The sequence below is a fragment of the Wolbachia endosymbiont of Dactylopius coccus genome, from assembly GCF_977011065.1.
Window position 1 is genome coordinate 381071 of the sequence record NZ_OZ347065.1, and the last position, 16614, is coordinate 397684.

The 16614-nt window shown below is 34.2% G+C and carries 14 protein-coding genes; 9 read left to right on the forward strand and 5 right to left on the reverse strand.

All coding sequences use genetic code 11. From position 1 onward, the window contains the following. The first annotated feature begins 3 nt into the window (after positions 1 to 3). Entirely contained in the window at positions 4 to 657 is a 654-nt protein-coding gene (gene ribB / locus ACWHVF_RS02140; protein WP_064124667.1) for a 3,4-dihydroxy-2-butanone-4-phosphate synthase, read from the forward strand. A 71-nt stretch (positions 658 to 728) separates the two neighbouring features. Then, positions 729 to 2009: a M48 family metalloprotease gene (locus ACWHVF_RS02145; RefSeq protein ID WP_064124668.1), complete on the forward strand. Its 1281-nt coding sequence runs from the start codon at positions 729 to 731 to the stop codon at positions 2007 to 2009. A 21-nt stretch (positions 2010 to 2030) separates the two neighbouring features. On the opposite strand, the gene ACWHVF_RS02150 is transcribed toward ACWHVF_RS02145, so the two are convergent. Beyond that, a complete protein-coding gene (locus tag ACWHVF_RS02150) occupies positions 2031 to 2372 on the reverse strand; it encodes a TrbC/VirB2 family protein (RefSeq protein ID WP_064124669.1) in 342 nt (113 codons plus the stop codon). Positions 2373 to 2467: 95 nt separating this feature from the next. Further along, positions 2468 to 3202: a 3-oxoacyl-[acyl-carrier-protein] reductase gene (gene fabG / locus ACWHVF_RS02155; RefSeq protein ID WP_064124670.1), complete on the reverse strand. Its 735-nt coding sequence runs from the start codon at positions 3200 to 3202 to the stop codon at positions 2468 to 2470. Positions 3203 to 3468: 266 nt separating this feature from the next. Here fabG and ACWHVF_RS02160 point away from each other — a divergent pair, with 266 nt between their 5' ends. The 7 genes from ACWHVF_RS02160 to ACWHVF_RS02190 all read left to right on the forward strand — a co-directional run bounded on the left by ACWHVF_RS02160 (position 3469) and on the right by ACWHVF_RS02190 (position 13418). Next, positions 3469 to 4989, forward strand: a complete 1521-nt coding sequence (locus ACWHVF_RS02160; RefSeq protein WP_179945538.1) for an HlyD family type I secretion periplasmic adaptor subunit — start codon at positions 3469 to 3471, stop codon at positions 4987 to 4989. A gap of 537 nt (positions 4990 to 5526) precedes the next feature. Beyond that, positions 5527 to 5721 carry a hypothetical protein gene (locus ACWHVF_RS02165; RefSeq protein WP_447933112.1) on the forward strand — a complete coding sequence of 65 codons (195 nt, stop codon included), beginning with the start codon at positions 5527 to 5529 and terminating at the stop codon, positions 5719 to 5721. Between the two features lie 788 nt (positions 5722 to 6509). After that, positions 6510 to 7274 carry a cytochrome c oxidase subunit II gene (coxB, locus tag ACWHVF_RS02170; RefSeq protein ID WP_064124672.1) on the forward strand — a complete coding sequence of 255 codons (765 nt, stop codon included), beginning with the start codon at positions 6510 to 6512 and terminating at the stop codon, positions 7272 to 7274. 15 nt (positions 7275 to 7289) lie between these two features. Continuing rightward, complete coding sequence (gene ctaD / locus ACWHVF_RS02175; protein ID WP_064124673.1) at positions 7290 to 8840, forward strand: cytochrome c oxidase subunit I; 1551 nt, start codon at positions 7290 to 7292, stop codon at positions 8838 to 8840. A 1-nt stretch (position 8841) separates the two neighbouring features. Next, positions 8842 to 9729 carry a heme o synthase gene (locus ACWHVF_RS02180; protein WP_064124674.1) on the forward strand — a complete coding sequence of 296 codons (888 nt, stop codon included), beginning with the start codon at positions 8842 to 8844 and terminating at the stop codon, positions 9727 to 9729. Between the two features lie 175 nt (positions 9730 to 9904). Then, positions 9905 to 10342, forward strand: coding sequence for a ribonuclease HI (rnhA, locus tag ACWHVF_RS02185; protein WP_064124675.1), 438 nt, complete (start codon positions 9905 to 9907; stop codon positions 10340 to 10342). Beyond that, positions 10335 to 13418, forward strand: a complete 3084-nt coding sequence (locus ACWHVF_RS02190; protein ID WP_447933113.1) for a YhdP family protein — start codon at positions 10335 to 10337, stop codon at positions 13416 to 13418. Before rnhA ends, ACWHVF_RS02190 begins: the two co-directional genes overlap by 8 nt. A gap of 304 nt (positions 13419 to 13722) precedes the next feature. On the opposite strand, the gene ACWHVF_RS02195 is transcribed toward ACWHVF_RS02190, so the two are convergent. Genes ACWHVF_RS02195 through ACWHVF_RS02205 form a run of 3 tightly spaced genes read right to left on the reverse strand, consistent with a single transcriptional unit; the run spans position 13723 to position 16362 of the window. Further along, entirely contained in the window at positions 13723 to 14157 is a 435-nt protein-coding gene (locus tag ACWHVF_RS02195; protein ID WP_064124676.1) for a hypothetical protein, read from the reverse strand. Continuing rightward, positions 14145 to 14897 carry an IS5 family transposase gene (locus ACWHVF_RS02200; protein ID WP_064085756.1) on the reverse strand — a complete coding sequence of 251 codons (753 nt, stop codon included), beginning with the start codon at positions 14895 to 14897 and terminating at the stop codon, positions 14145 to 14147. Before ACWHVF_RS02200 ends, ACWHVF_RS02195 begins: the two co-directional genes overlap by 13 nt. Positions 14898 to 14934: 37 nt before the next feature. Beyond that, complete coding sequence (locus ACWHVF_RS02205) at positions 14935 to 16362, reverse strand: hypothetical protein (RefSeq protein ID WP_064124998.1); 1428 nt, start codon at positions 16360 to 16362, stop codon at positions 14935 to 14937. Positions 16363 to 16614: the final 252 nt, after the last annotated feature.

Below are 16614 nucleotides of genomic sequence, written 5' to 3' on the forward strand. Positions count from 1 at the left end.
ATTATGGTACAGGCCACTTATGCTTCAATGAGTCTACCCGGTATTTCTTCTGTGGAAGATGTATTGGAGGATGCTCGTTCCGGTAAATTATTCATTTTAGTTGATGATGAAAATAGAGAAAATGAAGGTGATTTGCTTGTCTTAGCTGAAAAAGTAAAACCAGAACATATGGCTTTTATGGTTAGGTATGGTACTGGCATTGTATTTTTAGCTATGACAAAGCTTCATATGAATAAACTAAATCTTGAGTTTATGAAGAGAAGTAATGTGGATGAAAAGCTTACTCCTCATACTGCATTTACTACATCAATTGATGCGCGTTATGGCATTACAACAGGTGTTTCTGCTCATGATAGAACACATACGATACTTACCGCCATTGATGAAAAGAGTACTAAAGATGATATTATTACTCCTGGGCATGTTTTTCCTATTATTGCAAATGATGGTGGGGTTTTAGCACGTAATGGTCATACTGAAGCAAGTGTTGAAATAGCAAAGTTAGTTGGCTTTAGTCATGTAGCTGTAGGGTGTGAATTGGTGAATGATGATGGCTCTATGATGCGCTTACCTCAGTTACTTAAATTTGCTGAACAACATAAAATTAAGTTAACTACCATCGACAAACTTATCAGTTACGTTAAAAAATTAAACTAGCATTTATAAATTTGTATAATTTAAGTGTTAAAATATAGAATTCCTATAAATTATACAAGCACAGAATTTCCATGTTTAGAATTGCTAAGTTTTTGACCTTATTGTTCTTTTTTGCATATTATAATAATGCTTACTCTATTAACATTATTAGAGATAGTGAAGTGGAAGCAATAGTGAAAGAGCTAGCGCAACCTTTATTTTTTGCTGCAAACATTGATAGTGACCGAATGAAAGTTTTTATAATTAATGATAATTCGATTAATGCTTTTGTAATTAACAACAACAGTATCTTCGTTCATTTAGGACTTTTACAATACTCGGCTAAACCTTATGTCCTGCTTGGTATATTAGCACATGAGATTGCTCACATATCTGCTGGTCATATATTGCAAATGAGTAGTGCTATGGGTTATTTTCAATCGATAGCAATGATTAGTTATATGGTAGGATTAGTTTCTAGTATTATCATTAACCCTCAGGTTGCTGGTGCAATTTTGCTTAGTGGTGTAGCACTCAGTTCAAGGCTATTTTTTAACTATTCTCAAGAGCAAGAAAGTGTAGCAGATAGCTATGCTTTAAGGTACCTTGATGAATCTGGCTATGATAATTCAGGTATGAAAGAGATTTTTGATTATTTTAAAAGTATTGAGCATGAGAACACCGAGGAATATTTCCGCACTCACCCACTTAGTGAGAAACGCATATTTGCTGTGCAAAATTATAAGGTCAAAAACAACGTAAAACCAATTTTTGCGGATAAGTTACTAAAGTTTGAGCGTGTGGTTGCAAAGCTAGACTCTTTCTTTGCTCCTATTCATGTGTTATCTAATAAATATGAAAATAATTCTGAGTATGTAAATGCTATAGTTTGCCATAGGCAAGGAAAGATAGAAGAGGCTATTGCTAAAGTTAATTCATTGATTCAAGAGTCACGCAATGACCCATACCTATATGAATTAAAAGCAGAAATGCTATACAAGGCCGGAAATTTAAGTGAAGCAATAAAAATGTATGAGGAATCGCTTAGGTATTTATCTGAGAAAAACAGTTATTTAGTGAAACTTGCATTATCTCATACTTTATTATTACACGGTGATGCAAAAAAGGCGATTTTTTACCTGGAGCAGATTTTGAATGTAGAACCAAATAACGCTTTTGTCTGGAAATATTTAAGCATTGCATATAAATGTGAAGCTGATACGGCAATGCATTATTTTGCCTTGACAAAAAAGGCTTGTATTGAAGGTGATTTAAAGCAATTTACAAAATATGCTGAGCTAGCTGTTAAAACTCTACCAAAAGATAGTCCTTATTTGTTGCAAGTTGAAGATATGAAGCGATTTAATGGATAACAAAAAAGCATTTCTGCACTTTTATGGGTTTTTTCCACACTTTTCCAACATAGCTTTTGCTTCATCACTTACGTTGGGCATAATTTTCGTTATGATAGTTTTAGCGCCAAAAAATACACCACAGAACATGCCTAGAGCAAAGAGGGCTGGCCACGGCATCCTGCCAAATATTGCAAGCAAAGCTGCACCAATTATTACTACCGTCATAAGTGGACCGCCTATTCCCCAAACGTAACCAATAATATTGCATATTACTTTAGTTGTGTCATCCATATCAGGACCAGTGGTAGCTGCATAACCTGAGAAAGAGAAAAGTAATACTACACAAAAAACACTAAAAAATCTTTTTATTATAGAGCTCATTTTCTTGCCTTTAAATAATAAATTAACGCAAACGCAAACCTACACATGTTTTTATTTTAAAGTAAAAATTATAATTTGTCCATACATAAGTGTTGCTACATAAATAACCCACCATTAATGTTAAGCACATGCCCTGTTATATATTTTGCTTCATCACTTGCTAAAAATAGGACCCCTGCTGCTATTTCTTCCCCTGTTCCCATTCTTTTCATTGGAATATTATCTAATATTTTTCCCTTTTGTCCTTCATTTAAAACTTCAGTCATTTTAGTATCTATAAACCCAGGAGCAATACAATTTACTGTTATATTACGACTTGCAACTTCTTTTGCTATAGATTTGCTCATAGCTATTATTCCAGCTTTAGACGCTGCATAATTTGCTTGCCCGGCATTTCCTGTCAGCCCTATTATTGAGGAAATATTTATAATTCTTCCCCAATTATTCTTAATTAGTCTCTTACATGCTTCTCTACTCAGCTTAAATGTAGAGCTCAAGTTAATATCAATTACTTTTTGCCATGCTTCATCTGTCATTCTCAATAATAAACTGTCTCGCGTAATGCCCGCATTGCATATAAGCCCGTCAAAGCCCTCCATCAACTCGCTTGCTCTATTTACTAGTTGATTTACTTCCTCAGCATTTGATAAGTCACAAGGGAGTATTTGCATATTTTTTTCATATTGTTTAGCAACTTCTTCGAGCACTTCTTTTTTTGTGCCAGAAATACATAAAGTTGCTCCGGCTTTGTGTATAATTTTTACAATTGCTTGCCCTATTCCGCCTGATGCGCCAGTGATCAGGAACTTTCTGCTTTCCAATCTAAACATAATAACTTTATATTATCTTAATTCCTAACAGAATATTGACTGGTTGGCAATAGATTTCTTACATAATATAAGTAACTCAGATATTCACAAAATAAAGGAAAAGTTATAATAAAGTTAAACGTCAAAAAATTTTAAAAACATAGTTGATGCAGGAATTGTTACTAAATAGTTTATTCTGGTGCTCTGCAGTCTAAATGGAATGCCTAAATTATAGATTCTTTGTTTTTTTGTGTTATCTTGAGTTAACACAAATTCACAGTAGTATTATGATAAGTAAGTTGAAAAAGCTTAGCACTGGATTTTCTTTGACAGGCCTGATTAGCCATAGTGATAATATAAATATGCAAGGAGCAAAAAATAAAAAGAAGAAGTACCCAAAATTTTTGGATAAGACGTTTGCATTGATTGATGCAGTGATAAATTTTATTTTAAAACGCGAAAGTAATAACGTAAATGAAGTTCTGAGAGTAACATGGGGACCACTATTTTTTGGTCTGGTAGTAATACTCATCTTTTTTGGGGTAGGTGGTATTTGGTCGGCTATAGCTCCAATTGACGGTGCGGTGCATGCAAGTGGAGAAGTTATTGTATCTTCAAATAGGAAAATAGTTCAACACTTGGGCGGAGGAATAATAAGCAAAATTTTAGTAAAAGAGAGCCAAGCAGTTAAAAAAGATGAGCCTCTAGTTTTGTTGAGTGATGTTAACGAGAAGGCGAATTTAAGTATTATCAAAGAGAAGCTCTTATCATTTTTAGCAACAGAAGCAAGGCTTATTGCAATCAGAGGAGATTTAGACACGCTCGAGTTTCCTGATGAGGTTAAAAAATTATCTAACGATGAACTTGTAAATAAAGCGATAAAGAATCAAGTAAAGTTGTTCAACTCTCAGAGAAAGAGCATATTGGGAAAAACAGATATACTGCAACAACGTATAAAGCAGTTAAATGATGAATTAGCGGGGCTAAATTTTCAACTAAATGCAGCTCATAAGCAATATGACTTGATAACTGAAGAGTTGGAAACAAAAAGACAATTACTTGATAGTGGCCATATAAGCAAACCACACATTTTAGCTTTAGAAAAACAGTTTGCTGAAATTGAAGGCAGAGTTGGACATTACCGTTCTGCAATATCTCAAGTGCAACAAAAAATTGGAGAGAACGAATTAGAAATTATAAACGTAAAAAATGATTCTCAAGAAAGAGCAAACGCTGAACTTAAGGAAGTTAGTACGTCTATTGCAGACTTGAAAGAGAGGCTGATGGTTGCTGAAGATTCACTGGCACGTACAATAATTAAATCGCCTCAAGATGGGATAGTCACAGATATAAGATACCACACTGAAGGTGGTGTTATACAATCTGGAGTTCCGATCATGAGCGTAGTGCCATCGGATGATGACCTAATAATAGATGCTAAAATTCAAACCAGAAACATAGAAGAGATACTGTCAGCGCAAAAGAAAGATAGCAACATAGTCTCTATTGACGGATTAGAAGGGCTAAAGGTTAAAGTTCGGTTAAGTGCTTACAGTGCACGCCGTTTAAGTTTAATTAGTGGTATAGTAAGCCATATTTCTCCTGATGCTCTTGATGATCCAAGACTAGGGCGTTATTATTCAGTGCGCGTGGTGATACCAAAGTCAGAGCTTGCTCAATTTAAAAATGTATACCTATACCCTGGTATGCCAGCAGAAGTGTACATAGTTACTCAATCCCGTACTCTTTTATCATTCTTGTTTACGCCTATAATTGCAACAGTCGATAGGTCTTTTATAGAAAGGTAGCTCACTCGTTAAAGTAGTAGTGAAAGTGCCGTAATAAAATTTAGGTACATAATTAGACAATAGGCTTCTTGCATCACCTCCCAAGCCACAATTGTTATTCAGTAGAAACGAAAAACTTCCTTGACAAACTCCGCCAGCCCCCTTATCATGAAACTGAAGGTATTCAGTTATCTTCATCTGTGCAGATTAAACAGCAAGAAAACAACGTAGTTGGCGTACTATTGTTTAATTTTTGCACTATGTGCATACTATGTCTTTATAAAAATTTTGGGTTTTTACCCACATAAGCTGAAAAGCGCTTATAAAGCGTTCAAGACATCACCCAACGTCAAATTTTAAAATAAAGAGTGGAATAACTAGCTACTCCGGGGATTCTTTGTCTTTTTTTTCTGCTTAGTAAATTTCTTAAACATTTATGACTAAAGTTTAGTTGCATTAAAAAGCAGCTGAATCGCGGTTATTAAACGTTTAAAACATAAAAAAACGCCAATACTGAAAATAGACAATGACCAGGGCTTCTTTTGCCTTTTTTTTTATTTGGTAGATTTCTTAATGTTTATGGCTAAACGACAACCGTCATCCCGCTACTTGTTAGCGGCTAAGATACCGCGGCGGTATGACGGTTCGTGGCGGTATGACGATAAGGTTTATACCTTGTCATCCCAGTGCTTGACACTGGGATCCAGGAATTTTATTAAGTTGGTGAGCATAAAAATAGCTGTTTTACGTTAAAATACAATGTTTTGATGATTATGGAAAGGCTGGATTCCAGACTGGGATGACACCATAGGGGCACTGCCATCATAAAGGAACCAGTGTCAGCTACTTGAATGACATCATAGGGACACTGCCCTGACAACCGTCATCCCGCTACTTGTTAGCGGGATCTATGCTTTGAGATACTGCGAATGAATCGCGGTATGACGGTTAAGTAAGGGATCTATGCTAAGAGATGCCAAAGACCTTCATGAAACTTTGCCCATTTGGCTTCTCTAAAGATTTCGTTTACAGAATCTAGTAACTCAGCTATGCAGAATGAAAAAAGTTTGTATGGTATACAAATATAGTGTGTTTTTTTATAATTATTTTCTATAATGCGTAAACCTTTGGTCCAAGCTGTAAATGCTACCATAGGCATTAAAAGTTAATTAACAAACTGCAATGTATAATAAAATAAAGAAACTTGTAAGATTTTGATCTTACAGATTATAAACTTGTCATAAAGTTTAATAGTGTCTGTTACTGCTTTTAGGTGTGAGGCTAGAGGGTTATTAGCAGTAACAGACACTATTAAACTTATTATAGAATTTACTTAAAGTAAATACTTAACTTAAAATATTATAATATTTTTACTTACAATAGATTTATGTAAATGCTTTTTTACTCAAGTTAGTATTGTACTATTATACTTGTTGAATGCTAAAAAATTATTAACCATCACTAATCTCTATTTGCATAGTAAGTTTATATATACTATTATACAGTATATCATTTAGTTTTATAGCAAACAAATAAAAGATATGGTGAAGTTATTTGCACTATTGATAATATTTTACTCAAATATATCTGTTGCCTTTGCTCCTACTTCCTGGCAATTTGGATTTCCTGCTCCTGCAACTGAAGTAATGGAGGCTGTAGTTAGGTCACATTCGTTTGTAATGGTTGTGATGATTGCAATAATGCTTTTTGTGTGGGCGCTGCTTGCTTATGTAGTATTTCGCTTTCGTAAAAGCAAAGTGGCAAACGTAAGCCAAACTAACCACAATGTCCTTTTAGAAATTGTTTGGTTTGTTATACCAACGATTATTGTTGGTATATTAGCCTTTGAAAACGCTAAATTACTGAAGCTACAGGAAGAAATACCGAAAGCTGATATAACACTGAAAGTTATTGGCCATCAATGGTATTGGAGTTACCAATATCCAGAATATCAAGGTGTGTCATTTGATAGTTATATTAAGGGAAAAGAAGACTTTATCGAAGGAGATTTAAAGCTATTCTCTGTTGATAACAACATCGTTTTACCCATTAATACTAACGTTCGTTTACAAGTTACAGCAGGAGATGTGATACACAGCTGGGGAGTACCAGCTTTCGGTGTAAAAATTGATGCGATACCAGGTAGGCTGAATGAGGCGTGGTTTAATATCAAAAAGTCTGGTGTTTATTACGGGCAGTGCTATGAATTGTGTGGTCAAGGCCATGGATTTATGCCAATTGTTGTTGAAGCAGTAAGCAAAGAAGATTTTAATAAGTGGATTGAAAATAGAAAATTAGTGAGTTAAATTTGGAGTATAGATATGAGTGACGTACCAAAGGGCATAAAGCGTTGGTTGTTTTCCACTAATCATAAAGACATAGGAACACTGTACATTATTTTTTCCATATTAGCTGGAATTATTGGTGGATTATTATCGGTGATTATTCGCACTCAACTAATGCACATTAATATACTTAACAATAATTATCAATTATATAACGTAATGGTTACAGGGCATGCGTTGATAATGGTGTTTTTTATGATAATGCCAGCCCTCATGGGAGGATTTGGTAACTGGTTTGTACCTCTCATGATTGGCGCACCAGATATGGCATTTCCTCGTATGAATAATTTAAGTTTTTGGTTGTTAGTGTCATCTTTTATTTTGCTCATTCTCTCAGTGTTTATTGGTGAAGGTCCAGGTACAGGTTGGACTTTATATCCACCTTTATCACAGGTAATGTCCCATCCAAGTGCAGGAGTTGACCTTGCTATACTTGCACTCCACGTTGCTGGTATGTCGTCAATTGTTGGGGCGATCAACTTTATAGTTACTATATTTAACATGCGCACAAAAGGAATGTCATTAACTAAGATGCCACTGTTTGTTTGGTCTGTCTTGCTAACAGCATTTATGTTGATTGTTGCCTTACCAGTGCTTGCCGGTGCTATAACTATGCTTCTTACTGATCGCAATGTTGGTACTTCCTTTTTTGATCCTGCAGGTGGTGGTGACCCTGTGTTATTTCAACATTTATTTTGGTTTTTTGGTCATCCAGAAGTTTACGTAATTATTTTTCCTGCATTTGGCATCATAAGTCAGGTTGTATCAACTTTTTCTCACAGACCTGTATTTGGTTACATAGGGATGGTTTATGCAATGATAGGTATAGCAGTATTTGGCTTTATGGTTTGGGCTCATCATATGTTCACTGTTGGGCTTAGTGCTGACGCTGCTGCATTTTTTAGCACTACCACAATTTTTATCGGTGTTATAACTGGTGTAAAAGTCTTTAGCTGGATTGCAACTATGTGGGGTGGAGCAATTGAGTTTAAGACCCCTATGCTATTTGCACTAGGTTTTATTTTCATGTTTGTTGGCGGTGGCATAACGGGAATAATTCTTTCTCATGGTGGAATAGATAAGCTTCTGCATGATACCTACTATGTTGTTGCTCACTTCCATTATGTCATGTCACTTGCTGCATTATTTGGAGCTTTTGCTGGCTTTTATTATTGGATTGGCAAAATGTCGGGTAAACAATATAATGAGCGCTTAGGTCAAATCCACTTTTGGCTTACTTTTATTAGCACCAATATCACTTTTTTACCTCAACATTTCTTAGGATTAGCTGGTATGCCAAGGCGTATACCTGATTATCCTGATGCGTTTATCCCTTGGAATTATATATCCTCAATTGGTTCGTATATGTCCTTTGTTTCAGTTATGTTTTTTGTGTTTATAGTTATACATCTCTTTAAATGGGGCAAGAAAGCTGGAGATAATCCTTGGGAAGGTGACACCTTGGAATGGACGGTATCTTCACCACCTCCTTTTCATACTTTCGAAAAGCCACCAGTGGTAAAATAGAATGTACACAAGTGTTTTGCTAAATGTTGAATCAACAATACTGGATTTTTGGCGTTTGCTGAAGCCAAGGATAATGTATCTTGTGGTATTTACTGCAGTTGCTGGTATGGTTACTGCACCAGGTAGTATGCACCCTTTTCTAGCACTAATATCTCTTATATGTGTTGCTCTTGGCTCAGGATCTGCAGGTGCTATAAATATGTGGTATGACAAAGACATAGATCTGCTCATGGAAAGGACAAAAAACCGCCCTATACCTTCAGGTAGAGTTTCTGCAGAAAGCGCGCTTGAATTTGGTATAACTCTTGGAATATTGTCAGTATTTATCATGGCAATAGCAGTAAATTATATTTCTGCTGCTTTGCTTGCAGTTAGCATATTATTTTACGTTTTCGTATATACAATTTGGCTAAAAAGGCGTACTCCGCAGAATATCGTTATCGGTGGTGCAGCAGGTGCTTTTCCTCCAATGATTGGCTGGGCAGCTGTAACTAATTCTGTCAGTTGGGAAAGTTTCATTTTATTTTTAGTAATTTTTATGTGGACTCCGCCACACTTTTGGGCCCTATCTTTAAATAAGTCTGAAGACTATGCAAAAGCATCGATTCCAATGTTCAATATTGTTTATGGTCCGGAAAAAACAAGAAAATATATATTAATTTATAGTGTCTTGCTGGTGCTAACTAGCTTGCTTCCAGCTCTATTCTTGAAAAAGGCTTTACTTTATCTAAGCATGGCAATTTTTGCAGGTTGCATCTTTATTTGGTACGCTATATCAATTCTCAGATTCAAGAACCACAACTCACAGAAACAAATGTTTTCTTACTCAATTTCTTATCTATTTTCCCTATTCGCCAGTATTATTTTTTGTTCTATTGATTTATTTTAGTTATGAAAGAACGGCAGAAACATAAAAACTATTTTTTCCTTTTCCTTTTGGTAATGCTCGTTGTCACACTTTTTTTTGTTTCTATAATAAAATTTAAAGGTGCAGCTTAAACTACCTTTAGAAATTGTGCTTTCATAAAAGCAACTATATACTTTGTTAACCGATATAAACAAAGATGAGTAAAAAAGAAGTGACAATATATACGGATGGGGCGTGTTCTGGTAATCCTGGAGTGGGAGGATGGGCAGCTATCATATTATTTCAAGATTACAGAAAAGACATTTATGGTAGAGAAGAAAATACCACAAACAATAAAATGGAGTTAACAGCGGTGATCAATGGGCTGAAAGTATTGAAATTTTCTTGTAATATTAATTTATATATGGATAGTCTTTATGTTAAACATGGCATAACAGAGTGGATAAATAAGTGGAAAATGAATGGCTGGAAAACAAGTAATAAAAAATCAGTAAAAAATATGGAATTGTGGAAAGAGCTAGACAACGTTGCTTCACAACACGAAATTGATTGGAAGTGGGTTAAAGCACACAGTGGCGATAAGTATAATGAGGAGGCTGATAGTTTAGCAAGAAAAGCAATAATCGATGCTTAAAAAAATCACTATATCACTTTCCATAGTTCTATTGTTCGTATTCTGCTTATTTGTCTTTTTTAAGGGTGAGAGTCCTTTAGAAATCAATATTAATTATATTAATTTTTATGTTAAACATAAAATATCAAAAATATTTGTTGGCTCAAGCGTTAATATGGAGAATACCTCAGTTGTTTGGCAGAAAGATGCGTATTTAGTCATTACAGATTTGGCAATAGCAAATCCTAATTTTACTATAAAAGTTCCTGAGCTTTTTGTACATTTTAAGTTAAGTTCCTTATTTAAAGCTAGCACAAATCTCTCTCAGGTTTCAGCTGATAATGTGCATGTATGTATCAAGAGAGAAGAAACTAATGTTAATCCGCAAAACTCATTAGGCCTTTTGGATAATCATTATTTAAGTAATAACCGCCTTCCTTCGGTGTCATTCCAGCGCGTGACGCTGGAATCTAGACAAAAAGAAACCTGGATCCCAGTGTCAAGCACTGGGATGACAGGAAAGAAAGATACTGGGATGACAGGGAAGAATTTCAAGATGACAGAAAGCAGTGCAAAAAATCTATTAAAAACAATAAGGGAATTTTTTTTTGACTTAAATGCGGATTCAAAAATTGAATTTACTAACATCGCTATTGATAAAAGCACAGAAGATGAATTTTTTATTGATAAATTATATATAGGGAAGGGGGAAGATTTTAATGTTTTAGATATTCATGTGAATACAAAAGATGGAAAGGGATTTTTGGATGATTTATCAATTACAATAAAAAATCGCAACAATTTGCTAAATGTGTACGGGACATTTTATGATCTAAAATTGGGACTATTGAACAAGTTTTCTACATTAGTTAAAAGCTACAATTTGGACAAAAATATAGGATTCAAAGGAAGCTTCTCAGTGAAAATTAATAAAAAGGATGAAATTGTAGATGGAAATATATACGTATTGAATACAGAAAATTATTTGAACAAAAATTTAGCCTTAACTAATGTAAATATAAATTTAACATATAGTGATGGAATTATTAGTGTAAAAAACTTCCATTTTAAGTTAAATGACACGTATCTCTCTTTGATAGGCAAAATGAACTTTAGTACAAGTCATGCTTTGTTTAGAATTAATATTAGTAAGTTTGCTGCAAAGGATTTATGTACTTATGTACCAGATGGTGTAGTGAACAGTAAATTTAAAAGCTGGTATTGTGATAATATTGATGGGAATGTTTTAAACACAATTGTAAGTTTCAATGGCAAAATTAAAAATTTATTTAATGACGATCTGTCAGATATCGTAGTAGTTGCTGATATAGAAAACGGTAGCGTAAAATTTGATGAAGATTTTGAGCAAGTAAAGGAATTAAAGGGTGATTTGATCATCAAGAATAACGATCTTGAAATTACTGTAAATAGCGCTAAGTTTCAGAATTTCACTATTAATGGTGGTGATATTGAAATGAAATCTCTCGATAAGGAAAATTCAGTTCTAACCATTAATGGCCAAGCTGTAAGTGATGCTTATGGTTTATATGAGCCTATAAAATTTAAGCTGGATGATGTGGTGAAGGTTGAAAGGGATAAAGTAAGTGGAATGGCAAAATCTGTATTTAATTTTCGCATTTTTAATCTAAATGCTGATGACAAAAAAGTAGACTTCTCAGCAAATTTTCATTCTGAAATTGACAATTTGGCCGTCTATAATGCAAGTCTTGGTAAATATGACATTAAGCTTAGTTTTGGCAGTGACTTTATAGATTTAAATGGTAGTGGTATGGTGAATAACACACAGCTATTATTTGACCTGAAAAGTAGCAATAGGAATGAAAGTTTTGCCTGGAATTTGACCGGAGATTTACCCGCTCAAATACTTAATTTTGATAAAAATATAGGTGGCTATGTCAATACAAATATAGAATCGGTGATAAATCAAGATAAGACGGGGCATGTTAATGGTAATATGGATTTATCAGAGCTTGAATCACGTTCAAGTTATTTTGGGTGGAAAAATCGTTTTGAAGATCACAATAAAGTTTTGTTCTCTGTAAAGTTAAAAGGTGCCGATGAATTGTTAGTAGATAAATTAGACATTGTAGGAAGTGATTTAGATGTAAAATTCAGCGGAAGAGTAGAAAATGGAAATTTATATTTAAATTCTAGTAGCTTTAAATTGCCTGATAATGATTTTAGCATAGAAATTGAATCAGGTAAGGAAAAAAATGCCATAACTATTTATGGTGAGAAAATTAATTTGAGTGATATTTTAGGCTTGCTTGGCAAAAACAGTAATGGATTAAACAAAGATATAGAAATTAGTATGAATGTTGACAATGTAATTATGAAAGAAGGCATTGTTATAAAAGATGCTAAGCTGAATGTAACCTGCACTAAAGGAGATTGCGGTGGAAGTCAATTTACAGGACAGTTTCTAGAAGATAGCAGCAACATACTAGCGGAATACAGTGGAATAGGGCTCGAAATATATGCAGATAATGCAGGTATACTTTCGCGTTCCTTAGGCATTAGTAAATCAGTCAAAAATGGTAAATTTTCTCTTTATCTATCTCCTCAGAGAGAAAATGAAGAACATTATGGCATGTTATCTATTAGTAATTTTTATATCAAAGATGCTCCACTACTCACTACTTTATTATCGATGTCTTCGCTTCCTGGTATTGTGAATGCTATAAAGGATGAAGGTGTATACTTTTATAAATGTAATGTACCTTTCTCATACAAAGATGGCTCTGTCGAAATTGAAGAATCTTGGCTTGAAGGGGCGGAATTAGGCATTAGCACTAGCGGTAAGCTCGACATTAGAAATTATAAATTCCAAGTTGAAGGACAGGTAATACCAGCATATTCAATTAATAAATCTTTGTTAAAAATTCCTATAATTGGGAAACTTCTTACTGGCGGGAAAAGTAGGGGAATCATTTCAATAGACTATAAAGCGAGTGGTGATGACAAAAACAATAACGTATCTGTTGATCTTATCTCTTCGCTAACTCCAAACCTATTAAAGAGGTTATTGGGAGTGTTTGACCGCATTATGACAAAAAAACTGACGAAAGTGGCTTAAAAGGTGGTGTGAAAAAGAAATTTGGTTCAATATGACCAAAAGGGAAGTTGTTTAACAAAATTATATAGCTAAAGTGACTTAGATTTACCGACAATTTGAAAAACCGTCATTCCGCTACTAGTTAGCGCCGCGACGGTATGATGTGTTGCTTGGGTCAGCTATAGACAGAAAATGCAAGAATTTCAGAATGATCTGCCTAATTTTTCATCTAATTATTTAAGTGATGCCACTCCCTTTAGCCTCTCTATATTTGCTGAGGCTATACAGTTAGAAAGGGTAGGGGAGTGGCTATAAAACAGTCACACTACATGAACTCATCAGGTGAGTGATAATAATCTGATAAGTGATCTCTAACATCGTGACCTAACTCATCCACATCAGGTTTAAGCAAAGAAAGATTGTCATCGGATTGCTCTTCCTCTTTAGACCCAAATAACCATGAAAAGAGTGATGAGATAGAACCAATAACGAATTTAATTGTTGAAAAAATATTGGATAAGAAATTACTGGGTTGCTGAGTATCTTGCTGGCTACTTTTTTCTTCTTCTACATTACTTTGTTCTACTTCATTTGATTTTTCCACATCTTGTTCAGGTTTACTTCTGCTTATATCCTCTTTGGGTTCTTTTCCTGATTCTGGTTCAGGCTCTTTATCTGTATCATCCACATCTTGTTCAGGCTTACTTCTGCTTATGAGTGTCTTATCTAGGCTCTGTGGACAAAATTTTAGAGAAGCCATATGAGAGCTCCAACAAAATTTAGAAATCCCATGTAAACCTCTGCGGTCTTGTCAAATCTGGAAAAAATGCGCCTAAAATTTTTAATTTTACCGAAAAAGCACTCAATCAAATGACGTTCTTTATAAATATGCTCATCATAGTATCTTTGCACTTTTCGATTCCTTTTTGATGGAATTACGATTTCACATTTCCTGTTTTCAAGGCTGACCACAAAAGCATTGCTGTCATAACCCTTATCAGCTACTACAATGGAGTTATAGACATTTTTTGTTAATACTTCAGCTTGTGTAATTTCATTCCTCTGGCCAGGAGTAAGTATAAATTTTAAAGGATTTCCCAATGCATCAACAAGTGCATGAATTTTAGTCGTAAAGCCACCTTTACTTCGCCCTAAAGCCTCTTGATCCTTCGAATCTTTTGTATATCCAGCCGAACATGGATGGGCTCTAATGATCGTACCGTCGATTATGACGGCTTCTAAATCTGGCTCTTGTTTTGTGTACTCCAATAAATTTTTCCAAATACCCCTTTCGCACCATCTCTTAAATCGTTTGTGTATACTTCTGTAATTGCCATAGATTTTCGGCAAAAGTTGCCATTGGCAACCACTTTGCGCCATATACCACACTGCTTCTATGAATATTCTTAAACGTTTTTCGTCTTTACTATGCATTCCTTTTATGCCTTTTATGAATTCTAAAATTTGTTTCCAATTTCTTTCTTTTATATAATATTCCATTCGGTAGTTTCTCCATTTTTATGTTCATTTGGTTAAACTACCACTTTTTTTCTCCCTCTTCATATTTTTTGTCCACAGAGCCTAGCTGCTTGAATATATTTTTGTCGGAGTTTTGAAAATACATTTGACTTATCTCCTTATTTTCATCAACGTGAATCGATAAAACTGTATTCTCATTCCCCAATCCATCACATTCACTAACGAGCGATTCATGAGAGTTCTTAATGTCTTTGATAAATTGAAATTTTTCTTCTTCTGAAAAGTCCTTGCATCTTACGTTATAAGTGGTGCCTTTGTATTTAAAACTAAATATCCATCCATGGTCTTTATATTCATCTACTAGTTCATGAATATTCTTGACATTTTGTATAGCTTTAAATTTTTCATCTTCTGAAAAGTCCTTGTATCTTACGTTATAAGTGGTGCCTTTGTATTTAAAACTAAATATCCATCCACGGTCTTCATATTCATCTAGTCCAGAATTCTTGACACGTTGTATAATTTGAAATTTCTCTCCTTCTGAAAGATCCTTGAGGTATATACTACTAGTTGTATCTTTATATTTAAATTTAAACATCGATCCACGATCTTCATATTCATCTAGTCCAGAATTCTTGACACGTTGTATAATTTGAAATTTCTCTCCTTCTGAAAGGTCCTTGCGGTATATACTACCAGTTGTACCTTTGTATTTAAATTTAAACATCCATCCACGGTCTTCATATTCATCTACACCCATCTGCTTGCAAATAGCTTTATAATTTTTTTCTTCTACCTCAAGTCCAATTGCATTTGCCATCAGCTGATTATTTATACGGTCTAACTCCTCTACTTTTGCTTCAGAAAGCCTCATTTGAAATACATGACCAAATTCATGGGCTAAAACGTTGTCCGTATAAACATCTTTATAGAGTAATACGCTTTCTCCATTTGTCATCCCACCAGAAATATTGAACGAAGATTGACTCCATGAAAACTTAGGAACCAAAGTGCCATATCCCCTATAATCATCTCTATTATTAAAAACATAGGTATGCACAGTCACTTGAGTATCACTATCCATACAAAACTTTGCTTTATATGCCTCATAGGCATTTTGAATATCAAGCTTCATTTGCTCCTGCTCTTGTTGCGATACATTGTCATAATGTATTACGCAATTCAACTTTCCGTATTCAAAATTAAATTGATTAGGCAGCACATCTTGTAATCTTACGTATTTTGTATTCTCACCAAAGTTTTTTGATTGTGCAGTTTTATATAGATTATTATAGTATGTAATAGAGTTTCCGTTAGGCAACTTAGGTATCTGCGCAATCGCTGTTCCATTACTATCATAGAAGAAAATATCAGAATCACCAATCCTAAAATCCTTTATAGATTGCCCGCAAGTGCCATCATTTGCACAATCGTGATGATTTGGGTCAGTCTTCTTATAAAACCATGCATTAGTGTATTTTCCCATTTTGATACCTCACTACCAAACCTTACTATATTATTATCTTGGTAAAAATCATAATAATTCGTTAACTTGTATTTTAAATCTGTATATCAAATGTACTTTTCTCATAAAGCGCCAATTGTGAAGCTAATGAATTTTATTTGTTTAAAATTTTGCTGAAATAGCTCTTTTTATACTATGTTTTATCGTTTGCTACATTATGTAATTTTATTTTCCATAATATACATTATGTAATTTTCTATGATATGAGAGATT